Here is a 19348-nt window from a genome sequence, read left to right on the forward strand (position 1 = left end):
CCCAACATCTCGCCACCGGTCTAGCGGCGAACTCTCCGGTCACGTTTCATTTGACGCATCGCGGTGAAGTGACGCACGGTCTTCGATCGGACGACTCGGGCCACTAGCGTCGCGCCATGGACCTGTTCGATATCGCTCGGCCAGAACATCTGGACAATGACGGCTGGGAGGCCGTTGAGTCTGCGCGGAATCGGCTGCGTCTGGCGTGGCAGTTTCAGGATCTCCCGGAGGTCGTGGGGAAGGCCAAGGAGCTCGTCGAGACTGTCGCGAAGGTCGTGGTCGCGGCGGCCGACGGGACGCTGGCTGACAACGCGCACTTCGCACCGACGGTGAAAGCGGCGCAGGTCGCTCTCAAGCGTCAGCCCGGTGTTGACCTGTCCCAGGACGAGGCTCTTCGGGCGATCACGCAGGCGACGCAGACGATGGCGACGAGCCTGGCGCCGCTGCGCAACAGCTTCGGGACCGGCCACGGGCGGGCGCGTGAACCGGATGTGTCAGTAGAGATGGCGACGGTGACGATTGAGGCTGCGCTGGTCTGGTGCCGGTGGGCGCTGCGGCGCCTTGGGCACCTCCTTGCTGACTACCCGAACGATCTGATCGACGCCGTCCAGACCAGCACCACGCGGAATGTGCTGCGGGGCAAGTTCCAGGCAGTGGCGCTTGCTCAGCAGCCGGAGGAGGTGCAGCACCGCATCGGGGTCGCGTTCGGGCAGCAGTCGGCAGGCGGTTTCGGGAACGCGACCGAGGTCGGCGTGGAGCCGGCCATCGACGGCGGGTTCGACGCGTTCCCAATCGACTACCGGCGCGGTCTCATCGAGGGCATGTTGCTCACTGGAGGCGGGACCATCGGCTTGACGACGTACTACGCGTCCTGGTTCGTCTCACTGCTTGGATCGCTGCCAGAGCTTGATGCGCAGGCGCTTCTCGAGCGCCTGGGTGCAGCGGTGGTGGGGGCACCGTGGATGGAGAAGTGGCGTGGGTCGACCACGGTTGAGCCGGCCGCGGTCGTCGCCGGTTTGCGAACGGAGGGAGAACGACTTCCCGATGGGCTCTCGGAGGCGTTCGAGTCGTTCTGCGCCAACCTCACGGTCGATGGTGCTCCGGACGACCTGCTGGGCTGACCAGGGACCTACTCAAGCACGACGGTGATGGCGGTGTGCCGGCCAGTGAGTCGGGACTGGAGTCTCTGGTGGGCTAAAGTGAGCGGACAGGTCGATCGTCGCCGCGTCGGGGTCGAGTGCTGCGACCGTGAGGCTGACCAGGCTTCGGTTCTTCGAGCCATAGTGCCCAGAGGCGTGCTGGTCGTTAGGGCTGGATGGTGATGGGGCGGGTGGGTTCGCTACTCGGCCAAGTACCCGATGATGTCGTCTTCTTCGGTGCATGCGAGTTACTCGGTCAGCGCTTGGCGAGCCGGTTGCTCGCGCCGCATGTAGCTGATGCGCCCGGCTCTAACGTCGAGGACCTCGCTGGCCGCCCGGCAGGCGGCGGTATGACTTGCATCAGGTAGGGCGCGGCGCGTGGCGTTGGGCTCCGGGCAGGAGTCGTCCGCCTCGATCTACGCGCTGGAGATGACGATCAAAGAACTCAAGATCTCGGCACCCACTGATGTCGGAAGAGCCACTGACAAACGGCTGACCATTCCATACAACTCCGAACGTGAGGGCATGACCCTTGCGGCGTAGCCCGACCAGCTGAGGTGCTCCGCCCGTGTTCGGGTCGGAGTTGCTCTCGATGGAATCGCAGAACGCGGAGAAGACGGCTCGACTGGTCCGGTCGCGGCTATCGCCTCTGATTGTCGGGATCCACTGCGCCAAGTTCTTTTCCACAGCGCGTTCACCGGATCCGCGAATGATCAGATACGAACTGTGGTCGCTTGGGACGTCAATCACCTGGTGGTCAATCAACTTGCTCCCGGCAGCGATCCGAACGACCTGCATACCGAAACTGATGTCCTTGATAGTTGGCCCGCCACAACGAACGGCATGCAGAAGTAGGGTTTCGACCGGTACGGGCCGGTGGAGACTCCAACCCGCAGCCACCCCATTGCGAAACTGCAGATGTGCTGATTCAACGTCAGTAGCGGGTGCCATTCGCTCCAACGTCTCGCTCACGGCACCCAGGGTGGACGCTGGACCAAGGACGTGACCGCAGAACGCATAAATGTGTGCGGATCTCGTGCCAGCGAACGTCTTCCGGGTCCCGTCGCTGAGCACACTTCGCGCTTGAGTCACACGGCTGTCCGACGCGAGGTAGATGGACGCAGGACCGCGGGGATCGACTCCGCACCACGCGATAACGCTTGTCACGAAGACCTCGATCCGGAGAAGCGTGTGGCGGGCACCTTAGACAGTGCCCGCCACACTAAGACCGGAGACACGGACTGAAGAGCGCTGGTTGCCCGAGCGCTCACCGTGGGCGCCTCGCCGCCCCCATGTGGTGGAGGCTCCCGGAGTTGCGCCTCAATAGTAGCGCTACGCCGTCGCCTCCGAGCAGTGAGCGGGGCATCACACGACACCGAACTGGGTCGCAGGCATCGCTCTGCCTGTAAGCGGAGAACCGTGTCATGAGTCTGCGTGGCGCGTCCGCTCAGCTCTCCCACGAGGCCGCAGCCCCGCCCGACGCGATGACCCCTCGGTCTGTCGTGGGAACGAAAATCAGCGCATCGCAATGATCCAGCCGCCAGACGGAGCTGGCGGGCATGCGGCGGAGCGTCGCACTCCTCGCTGCAGACATCCGTTGGTGTCGGCGGTCAGACGTAGCTTGGGTTGGTGGGGACGGATCTGCTGCCGTCGCAGCGAGGGAACGCTAGGGTCGGTCAAGCCGGGACCGGTTGGACCCGATACTGACCTGGGACCGACCAAGAGGGGTGAGCGCGATGGGCACGTCGGGATCGATGCACGTCGTAGACACCAGCGGTCTTGCGCGGTTCGACGCGCTTCTGTGGAAGCAGGCCAACGAGGGGCACTTGCAGCCGCTGCACGACCTCGTTGACGCCTGTGAGGGCAAGCCGCGCGAGCACGTAGTGGTCGAGACAATCCTCGTCGAGGACTCCAACCCTTTGGAGGTCATCCACCCGACTAACCTCCTGTCGTCGGCGCTAACAGTCGGTGGGGTGTCCGTGCTGCGGGTTGAGGATGACCGCGGGCCGTTTGTGCTGTCGGCGTGGCCGACGGCCTTCGAGGGCGTCTTCCACCTGATCGGTTCCATCCCCTCGACGGATCCCCGATGGGACAAGGTCGACCGATGGGTGAGCAAGGCCGCCCCACAAGTCGTGCGCTGCTTCTTGGACCACGACGACTACGTGGCCATCGGGGCCGCGTTGTCGGAGCACGACGAGGTCGAGGTCCAGCGCGCGTCCGGGCGTGTGCGGGCGGACCGATCGTCGTGGAACCGAGGCTTCCGGGCGCTGATGGGCGGCGACCTACGGCCGGACCACCGCGAGATCGTGAAGGAGGCCGAGTCGCAAGGTGTTGCCCTGCGGACCCTGCACCTGCACGTGGGCGACGTGATGGACGTCCTGCTGCGGCGCATCGCCGGGGCCACGTTCTACCGCGGTGAATTCGAGGTGTTCGAGAACCGCGTCCTGTCCCGCCTGGCGCTAGCTGCATCGCGTCGACGCGAACTACTTTCGAACCGCGCACGGGTCGTCCACGAACCGCCCAAGCAGCCCATTGAGGTGCGGCTGGCCGCGCCGTTGTTCACCGACCCCAAGGCGACCGGTGAGGTCATCCACATGCTGGAGGGCACCAGCGACATCTCGTTCGCAGTTGTACACCGCAACCCATACCTGCACGTCGTCGTGACCGACAACCGCGACGGCTCGAACTACGACCTGTTCGTCACCCAGCCCGACGCGATCGAGATTCATCCAGGCTTCCGAGCCAGCATGGGGTCGCTCACACGGATCGCCCAAGACTTGGGGACCCACTTCGAGGCCGACGACCTACGCGAGTCCGCTCCATCGAAGCCGGTGTCGATCTTCGACCTAGTCGGCTGACAGACAGTGGCGGGGGCCAAGAGCAGTGCGATCGCACTGCAAGATCTGCTCGACGACTTCAACATCTACGATCAGTACGTCGATGTTGTGTGCGCCTTCGAGTGGCTGTTCACGCAGGTCACCGAGATCGCTGACACGGTTTGTCACTTCGAGCGGTTCCCTAGGATCAACGTCACCGTGGAGGATGGAACCGAGGTCACACTCACCCCTGACTTCACGGTCGTCTTCAAGGACGGCACTGGTCTGGTCGGCGAGATCAGCAAGTTGGCCATGCACGACAACAGCATCGATAAGGCGTGCCGACAGATCGGGAAGTACGCCGAGTTAAGGCAGCTGCCCGTCGACGAGGCAGGCACGCTCGTGGAGGTCAGCGACCTTGACGTGTTGCAACTGGTGCCCAGTGATGTCGGGCTTGCCGCCGTCCAGCGCATCATCAAGGACCGCTTCCTCAACGCCGATCACGACTACAACCCGCGGAAGGCGCCGGTCATCGCACAGTTCAGCCGCTCGGCGGACCGTGACGAGTACCGGTATACGCTCCAGCACCTCCCGGACCCTGCCAACGGCATGCTGCCGGAGGCCGACGACCCGAGTACGATCGGGCACTTCCTCACCCGGGTCAACAACGTCACCGCTGATCGGTTCAACCACATCAAGGCCAGGCGGAAGTTCATGAACGACCCCATCAAGCCGCTGTACTTGGCCACTCACCTGTGGACCGCGCACTGGCCCACCGAGTACGGCGGAGCTGGCGCTGAACCCATCGAGGTCACCGCTTCGGACATCGCTCAGACGCTGCGCGACCAGTTCGGCACGGGCCGCGCCAGCGAGGTCAAGGTGGCTCTCGCGTTGCTGGCGCGTGCCGGGTTGGCAGCCGACAACCGCGACGGCACTTGGACTGTCTCCCGCGCGACGCTGCGGCTTCAGGGCGAGCGCGATATTCACCGGATCATCGCCATTAAGGCCGCCAAGAACGCCAAACCTGTCGTGCGGGCACGTGCGACTCGCACCGCTCGCGCAGACCAGACCCAGCAGGGGATGCTCTTTTAGGGTGGTCCCCTGACCTTGTCGTTGCGCGGTTGCGCGCTTCGCCTCTTCCGGCGTAGCCCATTCTGGGCGGTTAGCACCACCCCACACGCGTCACACCATCCAGATCGGCGAGGACCACGCCATCTCACCGTCGACCTGGAACACGCGCGCGTAGTAGAACGATTCGCCGTCGCTCGGGTCGGGGTCGTGCCATTCGACGTCGACGCGGTGCGTCCCGAGTCCGATGAGGCCGCCGATGCCGGGCTGCACGGCGAAGGTGCCGTGCGGCACCGCCATGTCATGGGCGCCCGCGACCAGGTCGGCGAGGGTCCAGGACTCCGTCGACTCCCCGACGGAGACCGAGACCACGGCCTCCGGTGCCCCGACGACGGTCAGCTCGATGCCGCCGCGCTGGGCGCCGTACGGCTCACCGAAGCTGTGCGTCGTGCACAGCCACGACACCCGGTCATCGGAGGCGGCCGACACCTCCGGGCTCCAGAAGTCGGTCTGCACGACCCGGCCACCGCTCACCGTCAGTTGGCCGTCCCAGACGGTCGACACCTCGGCTCCGCCCCACTCCAGCCGCAACGGCACCGTGATCCACCCGGGCTCCACATCAGGGGACGGCAGCAGCGCGTGCACCACCTCGCCGTCGCGGACGATGTCCACCCGCGCCAGCTCCGCGTAGCCCCGGGCATGGATGCGGAACGCGCGCTCCGCCCCCGCCGGCGCCTCCTCGCCCATGAACACGTCACCGGCCTGGAAGTCCACGATCACGTCCCGCGTCGTCGCCGCAAACGTACGGCGCGCCTGCAGCGCCTCGAACACCTCGGCCCGGTCCAGCGACGTCGCGAACGCCCCCACATAGCTCGCCCCATGACCATGGTCCGACGACGCGATCAGGCCGAACCTGTGCCCACGCTGCAGCCCGTCGATCGTGAACGTGCCCTCGCGGGTGCCGTCCGAATACTGCCGGAAGCACCCCGGCCCCTCGTAGTTGCCACGGCACGCCTGGAAGATCTCCACCAGCTTGCTGAACCGCGGGTCGTGGTAGTCCCAGTCGTTGTGCACCATCGCCGACCCCGGGTGGTGCGGGATCGTGATCGCCGGGAAGTCCGGGTGCTGGGCCAACGCCTCCCACAGGCCATCGGGATCCGTCGTGCCCTCCGCGAACGCCGAGAAGATCGGGGCCCCACGCTCCACGTCACCGAAGATCACGTTCTGATGCCCCGAGTCCGCCGACGTCCACTCGAACCCGTACAACGGCACGAACCGGTCCGGCACATGGAACAGGTCGGCGATCTTCTGGATCGACCACCACTGGTAGTCGCTCGAGTTCTCCGAGTGGTCCGTCACCGCCCAGAAGTCGTATTCACACACGTCCCACGCATAGCGGTAGAAGTCGTCCAACGACGGCTCGTCACCAGCCGTGCACCGGCTCACCAGCGAGTGCCGGTGCAGGTCACCCCAGTAGAGCGTGAAGTCCCGGTCCCCCACCTGCGCGTGGTAGCGCTCCCGCTCCTGCTCCGAGACCCACCGCCGCGCCTCCGTGCGGTCATCGGCCACCACCACACCCTCGGGCTCCGCCCAGAACGCCAGCGCCTCCGGCGTCGGCACCGGTCCACCCGACGGGGCCTGCGCGGTCACGATCGTCCCCACCCCGTGGATGCCGTGCCAGATCACCGAACCCTGGTGCTCCAACAGGTAGGGGCACTCCCGGCCGCCGAAACCCTCGGTCCACTGCAGCGCCCGCTCGAGCCGCGCATCGGTCTGCGCTGCCAGCAGCACGCCGTCACCGGTGGCCGCGACACTGACCTCCTCCAGCGTGCCGTCGGTGTCGCGGTAGGTAGACGCCGGCAGCCAGCCATCCGGGCCCAGCGCCTGCGTGGCGACCTCCCAGTAGTAGGTCATCAACGGCAGCTGGCGGTGCACCCGATAGGCCACCGTCAACCCGCCGTCAGCGGTCGCGACCAGCTTCGGCAGCCCGGACGGGACGACGTTGAGCCGGTCGGCCAACGTGCCAGGCGCCTGCCGCAACCCGTCGTCGGCGATGTTCACCACCCGGATCGAGGCCGTCACCTCCGGCAACAGCTCCGGCGGGATGCTCTCCCCCGCCTCCCGCATCCCGTCGATGTGGTCATGGTCATCGCCCAGCTCGGCCGCCGGGCGCAGCTTCGTCGGCCCGCTGCCCCCATGACCGGCCACCGTGATCACGTCGAACGCACACCACAGCTGCTGGTCGAGCGTCACCGCCAGATGCGGGTGCAGCGCATAGTCGTTGCCCCGGGTCAGGTCCCGCGGCTCGGTCAGCCGCCCCGCAGCATCGCGGCGCCGTACGACGACCCGGTAGGCCCCCTCGCGGTATTCCGACCACGCGTACGCCGTGCTGCCGTCCGCGAACGCCGCCGCCGACGGGTCCCACACATTGGCGTCCACACCCGCGGTGACCAGCCGCGGAGCGTCCCACGTGTTCCCGCTGAAGCTCCGACTGAACACCCCGAACCGGTCCTTGTCACGCCCCTGCCACACCAGCTCGATGCGGCCGTCGGCATGCGCCACGACCTCCTGGTTGAAGGCCGGCTGCTCCGACCCGCTGACCAGCTCCGGCGCGGTCCAGCCCGAGCCCAGCAGCCTGGTCGCCCAGACGCCGACCCCGGAACCGGAGATGGCGCGGGCCCCGTAGAAGACCCACGGCACTCCCCCGGTGGAGATCGCCGCGGTCGGCCGGAACACGTCGGCGATGCCGGAGGACACCACCACCGGCTCCGCGCCGTCGAGCGCCACCTGCACCACGTCGCCCTGCTGGGGGATCCACTCCACCCACGCCACCAGGCGCTCACCACCGGGCCCGGTCGCCACCGTGGGCCGGGCCGCGTGGCGCGAACCCTCGACCACCGACACCTCGCCGCGCACGTGTCCATCGATCCGGGGAGCGCCGGTCAACAGCTCGTCGGCCTCGCTGATCACCCGCGAGATCTGGCCCTGCCCCTCATCGACCCACATGTAGCGCAGCGGGTCGGGGTCCAGGAAGAGCGTGGCGTCGTGGGTGTCGAGACTGTCGTTGATCGCATCGGCCATCCGGCGGTTGAAGGCCAGCACCTGATCGAGGTCGGCCCGCTGTTGGGGCGTGTAGTCCCCACCGTGGTGGTCCAGCCCGCCACACATCGCAGCATGGCTGTGACCGCCGTGGCTGTGGCCGTGATCCGACATTCTCGATCCTCCTGCTGGTCAGACGTGGATGCTTCGCCCCGAGTGCTCGGGGGGCGCGGTGAGCTGGGCGTTGATCAGGTCGACCACATCCGGCGGGAACGGCGTCGTACGCCCACCGTCAGTGTCCACGTGCAGCCCGAGGATCTCCTCGGTGGCGCGCAGGCGGCCGCCGGCCCACATCTCGTGCCACATGTGCAGCTTCTTGGTCCCCGAGCCCACCAGAGTCGACCGGACCTCGAGCTCCTCGCCCTCCGAGATCTGGTCGAGGTAGCGGATGTGCGCCTCCACGGTGAACAGCGACGAGGAGTTGGCAGCCCGCGCCTGCTCCCCCAGCCCGATCTGCTCCATCACCGCATCAGTGGCGTGCCCGAACACCAGCACGTAGTAGGCCTCACTGAGATGCCCGTTGTAGTCGATCCACTCCGGCCGGACGGATTCCTTCCAGATGAGCATCAGACCCTTCCGAGGGCGCGCTGGATCGCGATGATCCCGGCATCGCGCTCGGCGATCAGGTCGTTGATGGTGCGCCCACCGGCCTCCCGGTCCACGCCCTCCACGACCGCGTCGCGCAGCTCCGGGGTCAGCTCGGCAGCCTCCAGCCGGGTCCACGGAGACTTCAACGACGGCCCGAAGTGGTCCAGCATGTGTGCCATCCCGCCCTGGCCGCCGGCCAGGTGGAAGGTCAGCATCGGCCCGTGGATCGGCCAGCGCAACCCCGGGCCGTCGGTGATGGACAGATCGATCTGCTCCACCGTGGCCTCACCGGCCGCGACCATGTGCAGGGCCTCGCGCCACAGCGCCTCCTGCAACCGGTTGGCGATGAACCCCGGGACCTCCTCGTCCATGGTGATCACCGACTTGCCGATGTGGCGGAAGAAGTCCGAGGTCCAGGCCACGGCCTCCGGCGAGGTCTGCTTGCCGCCGACGACCTCGACGAGCGGGATGAGGTACGGCGGGTTGAACGGGTGCCCCACGACCATCCGGTCGGGGTGGGCGCAGGCGACCTGCATCTCGCTCATGCCGTAGCCGGAGGTCGAGGACGACACGACCACGTCGAGCGGGGTCACCTTGTCGATGTCGGCCAGCAGCTGGATCTTGAGGTCGAGGTCCTCCGGTGCGCTCTCCTGCACGAACTGCGCCTTGGCCATCGCCGTGGCCAGATCGGGCTCGAACGTCAGGTTGGCGCGGTCGGCGCCCTCCGACAGGCCGAGCTCGGTCAGCGCCGGCCAGGCACTGTCCACGATCGCCCGCAGCCGCTCCCCGGCACCCTCGGCCGGGTCCCAGGCGGTGACCTCGTAGCCGCGGGCCAGGAAGTAGGCCACCCAGCCACCGCCGATCACGCCCGCTCCGACGCAGGTGATGTGGCGGACGTCCTGTGGTGCAACTCGTGTCATGTCAGCCCCTCGGCTTCAGGTCGAGGATCTCGCGAGCCTCATCAGCAGCGGCCACCTTCGCGCCGAGCGTCTCGACCAGCGTGACCGCCCGGTCGACCAGCTGGGCGTTGGTCGCCTTGACCCCGCGGCTCAGGTAGAGGTTGTCCTCCAGGCCCACCCGCACGTGGCCACCGAGCAGCACCGACTGGGCCGCCCACGGCATCTGCATCCGCCCCAACGCGAACGAGGCCCACACCGAGCCCTCGGGGATCTGGTTGACCATCGCCATCAACAGGGCCGGGTCGGCCGGGGCGCCGTACGGGATGTCCATGCAGAGCTGGAACATGGCAGGCGCATCGATCAGTCCCTCCTCGACCAGCTGACGGGCGAACCACAGGTGCCCGGTGTCGAAGATCTCCATCTCGCAGCGCACCCCGAGGCTCTGGATGTGCTTGGCGCCGGCGCGCAGCATGTCGGGGGTGGAGACGTAGACCAGGCTGCCCTCGCCGAAGTTGAGGCTGCCGCAGTCGAGGGTGCAGATGTCGGGGAGCAGCTCGGTGACGTGCTTGAGCCGCTCCACGCCGCTGACCAGGTCGGTGCCCTCCAGGAAGGTGGTGGGGTCCTCCGGGTCCAGCACCAGGTCGCCACCCATGCCTGCCGTGGTGTTGATGACCACGTCGACGTCGCTCTCCCGGATCCGCTCGACGACCTCGCGGTAGTAGGCCACCTCCCGCGAGCCCTGCCCGGTCTCGGGGTCGCGCACGTGGATGTGCACGATCGCAGCACCGGCGCGGGCCGCCTCGATGCCCGCGGTGGCGATCTGCTCAGGAGTGACGGGCACGTGCTCGCTGCGCCCGACGGTGTCGCCGGCGCCGGTCAGCGCACAGGTGATGATGACGTTGCGGTTCATGACGATCCTTTCGAGAGCCCCACACCCGAGACAGCCGCCTGGGCGATCTTCGGCAGAGCAAGATAACTGAGGTCACGGCACTGGCGGTCGGTGGCTTCGTCGTAGGCCCACTGCGAGGTCTTCACCACGACCGCCCGTCGTTTTCGGTCGACGTAGGTGAACTGCCCGCGGCTGCCGTCAGCGCTCACCTGGTCCCCCGCGTCGTCCATCGGCCACCAGTGCAGGCCGAAGCCGGCGTGGGTGGTCAGCGAGCTGGGCAGCCGCCCCGGCCGGGTGAACTCCGCGGCAGGTCGCGAGCTCTCCGTGACCCAGGACTCCTCCAACCACCGGGTGCCGGCCAGCGTGCCGTCCACCTGGAGCAGGCCGAACCTGGCCCAGTCGCGCGCGGTCGCCGCCAGACCACCGCCGGCCATCGCGACCCCCTCGCCCACGGGGGCGTCGAGGGAGACCACGGCGTCGTGGACGCACCCGAGGTCGCGCCACCACTCGCCCAGGGCCCTCTCGAAGCTCTGCCCGGTGGCGCGCTCCCGGGCCCAGTCGAGCACCTGGGAGTCGGCGGTGCAGTAGGCGTACTGCGTGCCGGGCTCGAAGCGTGGAGCCAGCGTGGTGAGAAACTCGCGCGACCCGCCGGTGCCACCGGCGAAGCACCCCAGCAGCCGGCTCGCCTGCGACTCGGGATCACGGTGGTCCTCCACCCAGTCGAGCCCGCTGGTCATGGCGGCGACCTGGCGCAGCGTCACCCCGCGATAGCCGCTGCCCTGCAGTTCCGGCACGTGGTCGGTGACCAGGTCGTCGAGACTGAGTACGCCGGCCCGCACGGCTCGCCCGACCAGCCCGGCCAGCACCGACTTGGTCATCGAGGCACCCAGGAACAGGTCGTCGCGACCGAGGCCGTCGGCGTACCACTCCAGGACGACCTCGTCGCCCACGAGCACCACCAGCGACGTAGTCGCCGTGCTGGTGACGAACTCGGGGAGGTCCATCAGCCGGCCCGCCCCCGCGATCTCGACCGGCAGGCTGTCGAGACTCGCCGAACGCGCCGGTCCCAGCGGCTCGGGCCGCTGGGCGGCGATCTCGGCGTAGTGACGTCCGAGAGCTGATCCTTCTCCGGTGTGGTGCGGGTTGACGAACGACAACCCCGCGAGTCCCGGGGATTGCGCCCGTGGCATTAGCTCACCATCAGGCGATCGCCGGAGTGTTGGCCAGCAGGCGGCGGGTGTAGTCGTCCTGCGGGTCGTCCATGACGCTCTTGACCGGACCCGACTCCACGACGACACCCGCGTTGAGCACCTGCACCCGGGCCGCGATCGAACGCACCAGGGCGAGGTTGTGGGTCACGAACAGCATGCTGATCCCGCGGCTGAGCCGCAGGCTCTCGAGCAGCGCGACGATCGAGCCCTGCACCGACACGTCGAGCGCCGAGGTGATCTCGTCGCAGATCAGCAGGTCCGGCTCGGCGGCCAGGGCCCGGGCGATCGCGACGCGCTGGCGCTCACCACCCGAGAGCCGGTTGGACTGGTACTTGAGTACGGCGGGCCCCAGCGCCACCTGCTCCAGGAGCTCGACCACCTTGTCGGTGGCCTCCTGGCCCTTCGCCAGCCCGAACAGCTCCATCGGCCGCTTCACGATCTGCTCGATGGTCAGCCGCGGGTTGAGCGACAGGTAGGGGTTCTGGAAGATGTACTGGATGCGCTTGCGGTCCTCGGCACTGCGCTTGCGAGATCCCTTGCCCAGCTCCCGGCCCTCGAAGGTGATCGAGCCGGTCCACTGGTCGTGGAGTCCGCCGACGCACCGCGAGATGGTGGTCTTGCCGCTGCCCGACTCGCCCACGAGCGCCACGACCTCGGCCTTGGCGACGTCGAAGGTGACCCCGTGCACGACCCGCTTGCGGCCGTAGAAGATCTCCAGGTCCTCGACGCTCATGATGATGTCGCGCGCCTTGTCCGGGTCGGTGTCGGGCACCGCACCGCGGGAGATGTCCCACCTGCCGATCTCACCGACGCGGATGCAGCGCACCTCGTGCTGCGGCGCGATCTCTCGCAGCTCGGGCACCGACTCACGGCAGGCGTCGATCGCGTATTCGCACCGGTCGTTGAACCGGCAGCCCTCGGGGCGTCGACCCGGGGCCGGCGTACGCCCGGGGATGCCGCTGAGCGCACGGGCCTGGCTCATGTGCGGGATCGCGTCGAGCAGGGCCCGGGTGTAGGGGTGGGTCGGGTCCTTGAAGATCAGGTCGCGGGGGCCGAGCTCGGCGATCTGGCCGGCGTACATCACCGCGACCCGGTCGGCGATGTTGGCGATGACCGCAAGGTCGTGGGTCACGTAGAGGGCCGCGACGCCGTGGCTGCGGCACAGCTCGCCCATCGTCTTGAGCACCATGCCCTGGGTCGTGACGTCGAGGCCGGTGGTGGGCTCGTCGAGGACCAGCACCTTCGGCTTCGGCAGGAAGGCCATGGCCAGCGCGACCCGCTGGACCTGCCCACCGGAGAGCTGGTGGGCGTAGCGGCGCAGGAACTCGTCGTCGTTGGGCAGGCCCACCTCGGCCAGCCCGTCACGCGCGCCCTGGAGCCGGGACTCGGAGGTGCCGATCCCGCGCAGCTCCAGCAGCTCGACGATCTGGCGACCGATCCGGATGCTGGGGTTGAGCGCCGAGGCAGGGTCCTGCGGCACGTAGGCGATCTCCTCGCCGCGGATCTTGCGCACCGCCTTCCACGGCAGATCGAGTACATCGCGGTCGTCGAGCAGCACCTTGCCGTGCTCGATCAGCGCACCGGCGCGGGAGTAGCCCAGCAGGGCCGTGCCCACCGTGGTCTTGCCCGACCCGGACTCGCCGACCAGGCCGACGACCTCGCCGGGCTTGAGGACCAGGTTGATGTCGTCGACGACGTCGATGCCGCGACCGGTCAGCCCGACCCGCAGGCCCTCGACCGTGATCCCGTGCGCTTCGCGGGTCGCCGCCGCGCTGTCGGTGCCCGTTGCCGTCATCAGTCGCCACCTTTGGCTGAGAATTGCGCTATGCCGTCGGCCATCAGGTTCGTGCCGATGGTGAACAGACCGATGACGAGCACCGGTGCGAGCACCGACCACGGCTGGCTGGCCATCGCCAGCCTGTTCTCGTTGATCATCTGGCCCCAGTCGGCAGCGTTCGGGTCGCTGGCGAAGCCGAGGAACCCGAGGCCCGCGACCAGGCCGATCGAGTAGGTCAGCCGCAGGCCGGCCTCCGCGAGCAGCGGGGCGTTCATGTTGGGCAGCACCTCGGCGAGGATCACCCGGGAGCGTCGCTCGCCCAGCGCCTCCGCCGCGATCACGAAGTCCCGCGACACGATGCCGAGCGCGACACCGCGGGCGAGCCGGGCCACGCGGGGGGCGTGGGACAGGCCGATGAGCAGGACGATCATCCACCACTTCGGATCGTTGACCGAGGTGAGCACGACCAGCGCGAGCAGGATCTGGGGGAAGGCCAGGGTCACGTCGTTGAGACGCATGATGACCTCGTCCCACCAGCCACCGGCGTACGCCGCGACGACCCCGATGAGGGTGCCGACGACCATGCCCAGCAGGGTGCCGAGCACCGAGATGAGCAGGATCAGCTGGCCGCCGTACATCAGCCTGCTGAGCACGTCCTGGCCGAGGTAGTCGGTGCCGAAGACGCCGAAGTCCTTGGAGAACGGGGCACCGACGATCTCGTTCTGGCCGTGCGGGGCGAACAGCGGGCCGAGGACCGCGAAGGCCACGACGACCAGGGTGATGATGCCTCCGTAGAGGAGCCGCTTCTGGGTGACCGCCCTGCGCAGGACGCCCGGGCTGCTGGTGGTGCTCATGAGCTGATCGCCGTCCTCGCTCGGGGTGTCAACAGGATCGAGAGCAGGTCGGCCACGAGGTTCACCACCACATAGACGGCGGCGATCAGCATGCTGAGCGCCTGCACCACCGGCACGTCGTGGTTGCGGACCGCGTCGACCAGCTGGAAGCCCACTCCGGGATAGGAGAAGACGAACTCCACGAACACCACGCCACCGGCCAGCCAGGCCAGCTGGAGGGCGATGACCTGGATGCCGGGCACGATCGCGTTGAGCAGGGCGTGCTTGCGCATCACCACGGTCTCCGGGATGCCCTTGAGCCGCGCCAGCTCGACGTAGTCGCTGTCGAGCACCTCCAGGAGGGTGGCGCGCACGATGCGGGACACGTACGGCGCCACCGCCAGCGTGAGCGCGGCCACCGGCAGGATCATGCTCTTGGGCTGGTCCCACGGATGTCCCGCGGCACCGGCGAGCGTGACCGCCGGCAGCCAGTGGAACACCACGGTGGAGAACATCGCCACGAGCAGGATCGCGGTCACGAACTCCGGCAGGCCGGCCAGCGCGAGCAGGATGGTCTGGATGATGGTGTCGGGTCGACGGCGGCGGTAGTTGGCCGAGATCATCGCGATGCCGAACGCCACCGGGATCATCACGACCGCGGCCACGAGCACCAGCACCAGGCTGTTGACCACGTTGCTCGAGATCAGGTCCTTGACCGGGCGCAGGGTGGCGATGGAGGTGCCCAGGTCGCCCTGCAGCAGCCCGCCGAGCCACGAGAAGTAGCGCGTCAGCAGCGGGTCGTCGAGGTTGAGCTGGTCCCGGAGCTGCGCGACCCGGTCCGGCTGCGCGTTGTAGTCCTTGCCGAGGATGGCGCGGATCGGGTCACCCAGCGCCGCCGTGGCGAAGAAGACCAGGATCGAGACGAGCCACAGGGTCAGGACCGCGAGGCCAATACGCCGGGCGAACCACATCACCCAGGCATTGGCCCCGTGGGCCTTCTTCGGCGGCGCTACCTCTGCAAGCGGATCAGGTAGTGCGGTTGTCTGCGTCATGGCCGCCCTTCCGGAGGCTAAACGGACACGTTCTGGAACTTGTAGGAGCCCAGCGGCAGGTACTTGCTCGGCTCGAGCCCCTTCACCGTCGACGAGTAGCCGTCGACCTGCTGACGGAAGCCCCAGATGATGTAGCCGCCCTCGTCGTACTCGATCTGCTGGGCGTCCTGGAGCAGCGCGTTGCGCTTGGTCTCGTCGACCTCGCGCGAGGCCTGGTCGATGATCCCGGCGAACTTGGCGTTGTCCCAGTGCGTCTCGTTGTAGGTCGCGCCCTTGACGGCACACACGCCGACCTGCGGGATGTAGAGGCGGGTGTTCCAGAAGTCCTGGGCGAACGGGTAGCTCAGGTAGTCCTCGCCGTAGAACGGGGTCTTCTTCGTGACCTTGACGTCCACCCCCGCACCCTTGGCCTGCTCGGCGAAGAGGCTGGCGCTCGCCGTGGCGACCGAGCCGATGTCGTCACCGGTGAACAGCTCGACCTGGAGGCCCTCGGCCCCTGCCGACTTCAGCAGCGACTTGGCCTGGTCGAGGTCCTGCTCGCGCTGCGGCAGGTCCTTGGCGTAGGCCGGGTCGAACGGGGCATACATGTCGTTGCCGAGGAAGCCGTAGCCGCTCAGCGCCTGGTCGATCATCTGCTGACGGTCGACGATCAGACGCATCGCCTGACGCACGCGGGGGTCGTCGAACGGAGCCACGTCGACCCGCATCGTGAACGGCACCCAGGCACCGGTGTCGGAGATCAACGGCGACCCGCCCTGGGCCTTCACGGAGTCGATCAGCGTGGTCGGGAGGTTGTCGACCGTCTGGATCTGGCCGGCCAACAGGGCGTTGACCTTGGCACTGTCGTCGGCGAAGTCCTGGATGTGCAGCTCGTCGACGAATGCCGGGGTGCCCCAGTAGTCGGCGTACTTCTTGAAGACGCTGTCCTTGCCCGGCGTGAACGAGGAGTAGGAGAACGCCCCGGTGCCCACGGGCTTGGCCGCGTCCCAGTCGGAGGGGATGATGCCGAAGGTGTATTCGGCCAGGAGCTGGTCGATGATCGCGTAGGGCTGCTTGAGGGCCAGCAGCACCGTGTTGTCGTCGACCGCCTTGCTGGCGTCGAGGTCGATGATGCCGGCCAGGATGCCACCGGCGGACGTGGCCTTGGCCGGGTCGCCGCCACCGGTCACGCGACCGATGGAGAACAGCACGTCCTCGGCGGTCATCGTCTTGCCGTTGTGGAAGGTCACTCCCTGACGGAGGTTGATCGTCCACTGCTTGGCGTCCGACGACGCCTCGACGCTCTCGGCGAGCGCGGGGGCCAGCTTGTAGTCGTTGTCCCAGAAGAGGAGCGGTTCGTAGAGGTTGCTCACCCGGGCGATGTCCGGGTTGGTCACCGGAGCGTGCGGGTCGATGGTGTCCTTGCTGCTGCCGCCTGTCGCCCCGTGGGTCAGGATGCCGCCGGACTTCTGCGCCCCGCCGGTGCCGCCGCCACCGCCGCCGCCGCCGTCATCGCCACCACAGGCGGCCAAGGCACTCATGCCAGTGATTCCCGCCGCGGCGAGACCGGAGTACTGCAGCACCTGTCGGCGAGAGAATTTTCCCTCACCCATGCCCTGGACTGGTCGGTTCGTCATCCGAACACCTCCTATATAATGCGAACTTATAGTGTGGAATCTCACAGGTCAAGCATTTCGAGGTCACGAATGAGCTCACCCTCCCGACCCTCCAGCGGCTATCCCAGGGCCTCCAGAGTCCAGTCCGTGGACCGTGCGGTGGCCCTGTTGCGCGCCGTCGCGACCGCCACCGGGGCGCAGTCGACGGCCCCCGCCCTGGCCGAGGCCTGCGACCTCAACCGGGCCACCGCCTGGCGGATCCTGAGCACCCTGGAGACCCACGGCATGGTCTCCTGCGACCGGGCGACCGGTCGGTGGTCGATCGGGTTGACCGTGGCCGAGATCGCCGGCAACGTCGGCATCGAGGGCCTGATCGCCACCGCCCACGCGGTGCTCGAACGACTGGCCGCCCTCACCGGCGAGACCGCCGCCCTCGCCGTCGTCCGGGGCGAGGGCCTGACCTACGTCGACGAGGTCGCCCCCACCGCCATCGTGTCGGCCAAGTGGCTGGGCCGCTCGGTGCCGCTGCACGCCACCTCCACGGGCAAGGCGCTGCTCGCCTTCCTCAGCGAGAAGGAGGTCGAGCGGCTGCTGCCGCGCGAGCTCACCGCCCACACCGCGACCACCATCACCGATCGCAACGAGCTGCTCGAGGAGCTCGCGCTCACCCGCGAGCAGGGGTACGGCGTGTGCCGGGGCGAGCTCGAGTCCAGCCTCTACGGCGTCTCCGCGCCAGCGCTGGACCGCGACGGGAGGCCGATCGCCGTGATCAGCATCTGGGGCCCCGGGGTGCGCGTCACCGAAGCGCGGTTCGCCACCCTCGGCGCGCTGACCGCCCAGGCCGGCGCCGAGGTCGCGCTCCTGCGCGCCGGCAGCCAGGGCACCGCCCGCCCCTGATCTGCCCCGCCTGACCTGCCCCGTCCGGGTGGTGGCGCGGCGTCACCACCCGGGTCGACAATGTGGCCATGAGTGAAGCCTCGTCGTACGACGGCCGACGGTTCTCCTTCCGCACCGAGCGCGAGGCCCCGCTGGTGCCGGGCGACGTGGTGCTCATCGACACCGGGACCAGGGAGCGCTACGCCGGGCAGGTGCTCGAGCACGCGGTCACCGACACCGGCGAGCTGCTCGGTCTCGGCGCGGTCCTCACCTGCCTGGACGCCGACGGTCACCCGACGCGCGGCGTACGCCGGCCCTTCGCGGAGGCATCGATCCAGGCGGCGACGGTCGACCTGCTGGTGTCGATGCAGCAGAGCGCCGGCGCCGCGATCCCGGTGGGCACCTGGCGCTCGGGACATCTCGAGACGCCAGCCCACCTCAAGGCACAGGGCTTCAACCGACACACGTTCCTGTGCGGGCAGAGCGGATCGGGGAAGACCTATGCGCTCGGCGTCATCCTCGAGCAGCTGATCCTGGCCACCGAGCTGCGCATGGTGGTGCTGGACCCCAACGCCGACTTCGTGCGCCTGGGCGAGACGCTGCCGGGCGCGCCCGAGGAGGTCGCCCAACGACTGAGGGCGACCGACCTGCGGGTGCTGCGCGCGGGCACCTCGGGCAGCGACACGCTGCACGCCCGGTTCTCCAGCATGTCGCCGCGGAGCAAGGCCGCTGTGCTGCGGATGGACCCGGTGGCCGATCGGGGCGAGTACAACACGTTCATGCGCGAGACCGCCGACGCGAGCCGGCACGGGCTCACCTCGCTGCTGGACACCCTGCAGCGCGGGGGACCCGACCAGATCGCGCTCGCGCAGCGCATCGAGAACCTCGGCGTCCTGGACTGGGAGGTCTGGGCCAAGGAGCGTCCCTCGGCGGTGGAGATCATCGACTCCGGGACCCGGATCACGGTCATGGACCTCGGCGGCTTCGAGGATCCGGCCGAACCGCTCGCGGTCAGCCTGGAGGTGCTGGACTCACTGTGGGCCAACCGGGGGTCCCGCACGCCGACCCTCATCGTCATCGACGAGGCCCACAACGTCTGCCCCGCCGAGCCGGCCAGCACGCTGGCCGCCGCCGTCACCGACCGGCTGATCCAGATCGCCGCCGAGGGCCGCAAGTTCGGGCTCTGGCTGCTGCTCTCCAGCCAGCGCCCCTCCAAGCTGCACCCGCAGGTGCTCTCCCAGTGCGACAACCTGGCCCTGATGCGGATGAACTCCCCCAGCGACGTCGAGGAGCTCGCCCAGCTGTTCGGCTTCACTCCCCCGGCGATGCTGCACGCGGCCCCGAGCTTCGCGCAGGGCGAGGTGCTGCTCGCCGGCGGGTTCGTGCCCGCTCCGAGCTTCGTCCAGATGGGCGCGCGGCTCACCCAGGAGGGCGGACAGGACGTCAAGGTCCCGGTGACGAAGGTTCCATGACGCTGTAATCTCTCGGCTGACATCGGTTCGTCAG

General features: G+C 68.3%; 14 protein-coding genes. 5 read left to right on the top strand and 9 right to left on the bottom strand.

What is annotated here, in order from left to right:
* The first annotated feature begins 275 nt into the window (after positions 1–275).
* The 3 genes from AB7I40_RS13635 to AB7I40_RS13645 all read left to right on the top strand — a co-directional run bounded on the left by AB7I40_RS13635 (position 276) and on the right by AB7I40_RS13645 (position 5047).
* A complete protein-coding gene (locus tag AB7I40_RS13635; protein WP_428347967.1) occupies positions 276–1121 on the top strand; it encodes an abortive infection family protein in 846 nt (281 codons plus the stop codon).
* A gap of 1754 nt (positions 1122–2875) precedes the next feature.
* Positions 2876–3997: a hypothetical protein gene (locus tag AB7I40_RS13640; RefSeq protein ID WP_428344950.1), complete on the top strand. Its 1122-nt coding sequence runs from the start codon at positions 2876–2878 to the stop codon at positions 3995–3997.
* A gap of 6 nt (positions 3998–4003) precedes the next feature.
* Positions 4004–5047, top strand: coding sequence for a hypothetical protein (locus tag AB7I40_RS13645; protein ID WP_428344951.1), 1044 nt, complete (start codon positions 4004–4006; stop codon positions 5045–5047).
* Between the two features lie 90 nt (positions 5048–5137).
* Here AB7I40_RS13645 and AB7I40_RS13650 read toward each other — a convergent pair whose 3' ends face one another.
* The 9 genes from AB7I40_RS13650 to AB7I40_RS13690 are packed head-to-tail and all read right to left on the bottom strand — an operon-like array spanning position 5138 to position 16987.
* Complete coding sequence (locus AB7I40_RS13650; RefSeq protein WP_428344952.1) at positions 5138–8236, bottom strand: DUF3604 domain-containing protein; 3099 nt, start codon at positions 8234–8236, stop codon at positions 5138–5140.
* 18 nt (positions 8237–8254) lie between these two features.
* Positions 8255–8689 (bottom strand): thioesterase family protein, encoded by a 435-nt coding sequence (locus AB7I40_RS13655; protein WP_428344953.1) that lies wholly within the window; start codon positions 8687–8689, stop codon positions 8255–8257.
* The gene (locus tag AB7I40_RS13660; protein ID WP_428344954.1) at positions 8689–9630 is read right to left on the bottom strand and encodes a 3-hydroxyacyl-CoA dehydrogenase NAD-binding domain-containing protein; all 942 of its coding nucleotides are present in this window, start codon (positions 9628–9630) and stop codon (positions 8689–8691) included. Before AB7I40_RS13660 ends, AB7I40_RS13655 begins: the two co-directional genes overlap by 1 nt.
* A gap of 1 nt (position 9631) precedes the next feature.
* The gene (locus AB7I40_RS13665; RefSeq protein ID WP_428344955.1) at positions 9632–10519 is read right to left on the bottom strand and encodes a 3-keto-5-aminohexanoate cleavage protein; all 888 of its coding nucleotides are present in this window, start codon (positions 10517–10519) and stop codon (positions 9632–9634) included.
* Entirely contained in the window at positions 10516–11688 is a 1173-nt protein-coding gene (locus AB7I40_RS13670) for a serine hydrolase domain-containing protein (protein WP_428344956.1), read from the bottom strand. Before AB7I40_RS13670 ends, AB7I40_RS13665 begins: the two co-directional genes overlap by 4 nt.
* Before the next feature lie 10 nt (positions 11689–11698).
* On the bottom strand, positions 11699–13504 hold the full coding sequence (locus AB7I40_RS13675; RefSeq protein WP_428344957.1) for an ABC transporter ATP-binding protein: 1806 nt from the start codon (positions 13502–13504) through the stop codon (positions 11699–11701).
* Positions 13504–14340, bottom strand: a complete 837-nt coding sequence (locus AB7I40_RS13680) for an ABC transporter permease (protein ID WP_428344958.1) — start codon at positions 14338–14340, stop codon at positions 13504–13506. Before AB7I40_RS13680 ends, AB7I40_RS13675 begins: the two co-directional genes overlap by 1 nt.
* On the bottom strand, positions 14337–15371 hold the full coding sequence (locus AB7I40_RS13685) for an ABC transporter permease (protein ID WP_428344959.1): 1035 nt from the start codon (positions 15369–15371) through the stop codon (positions 14337–14339). The genes AB7I40_RS13680 and AB7I40_RS13685 overlap by 4 nt, the downstream gene beginning before the upstream one ends.
* 17 nt (positions 15372–15388) lie before the next feature.
* Positions 15389–16987, bottom strand: a complete 1599-nt coding sequence (locus tag AB7I40_RS13690) for an ABC transporter substrate-binding protein (protein WP_428344960.1) — start codon at positions 16985–16987, stop codon at positions 15389–15391.
* Between the two features lie 126 nt (positions 16988–17113).
* Here AB7I40_RS13690 and AB7I40_RS13695 point away from each other — a divergent pair, with 126 nt between their 5' ends.
* Both AB7I40_RS13695 and AB7I40_RS13700 read left to right on the top strand, forming a co-directional pair.
* Positions 17114–17863, top strand: a complete 750-nt coding sequence (locus tag AB7I40_RS13695; protein ID WP_428344961.1) for an IclR family transcriptional regulator — start codon at positions 17114–17116, stop codon at positions 17861–17863.
* A gap of 68 nt (positions 17864–17931) precedes the next feature.
* On the top strand, positions 17932–19314 hold the full coding sequence (locus AB7I40_RS13700; protein ID WP_428344962.1) for an ATP-binding protein: 1383 nt from the start codon (positions 17932–17934) through the stop codon (positions 19312–19314).
* The last annotated feature ends 34 nt before the right edge of the window (positions 19315–19348 follow it).

The organism is Nocardioides sp. (genome assembly GCF_050246775.1).
Classification (GTDB): domain Bacteria; phylum Actinomycetota; class Actinomycetes; order Propionibacteriales; family Nocardioidaceae; genus Nocardioides.

Excerpts from the sequence above, each read along its gene's own strand:
- AB7I40_RS13640 (WP_428344950.1), top strand. The coding sequence starts at position 2,876 with ATGGGCACGTCGGGATCGATGCACGTCGTAGACACCAGCGGTCTTGCG.
- AB7I40_RS13650 (WP_428344952.1), bottom strand. The coding sequence starts at position 8,236 with ATGTCGGATCACGGCCACAGCCACGGCGGTCACAGCCATGCTGCGATG.
- AB7I40_RS13655 (WP_428344953.1), bottom strand. The coding sequence starts at position 8,689 with ATGCTCATCTGGAAGGAATCCGTCCGGCCGGAGTGGATCGACTACAAC.
- AB7I40_RS13660 (WP_428344954.1), bottom strand. The coding sequence starts at position 9,630 with ATGACACGAGTTGCACCACAGGACGTCCGCCACATCACCTGCGTCGGA.
- AB7I40_RS13665 (WP_428344955.1), bottom strand. The coding sequence starts at position 10,519 with ATGAACCGCAACGTCATCATCACCTGTGCGCTGACCGGCGCCGGCGAC.
- AB7I40_RS13670 (WP_428344956.1), bottom strand. The coding sequence starts at position 11,688 with ATGCCACGGGCGCAATCCCCGGGACTCGCGGGGTTGTCGTTCGTCAAC.
- AB7I40_RS13675 (WP_428344957.1), bottom strand. The coding sequence starts at position 13,504 with ATGACGGCAACGGGCACCGACAGCGCGGCGGCGACCCGCGAAGCGCAC.
- AB7I40_RS13680 (WP_428344958.1), bottom strand. The coding sequence starts at position 14,340 with ATGAGCACCACCAGCAGCCCGGGCGTCCTGCGCAGGGCGGTCACCCAG.
- AB7I40_RS13685 (WP_428344959.1), bottom strand. The coding sequence starts at position 15,371 with ATGACGCAGACAACCGCACTACCTGATCCGCTTGCAGAGGTAGCGCCG.
- AB7I40_RS13690 (WP_428344960.1), bottom strand. The coding sequence starts at position 16,987 with ATGACGAACCGACCAGTCCAGGGCATGGGTGAGGGAAAATTCTCTCGC.
- AB7I40_RS13700 (WP_428344962.1), top strand. The coding sequence starts at position 17,932 with ATGAGTGAAGCCTCGTCGTACGACGGCCGACGGTTCTCCTTCCGCACC.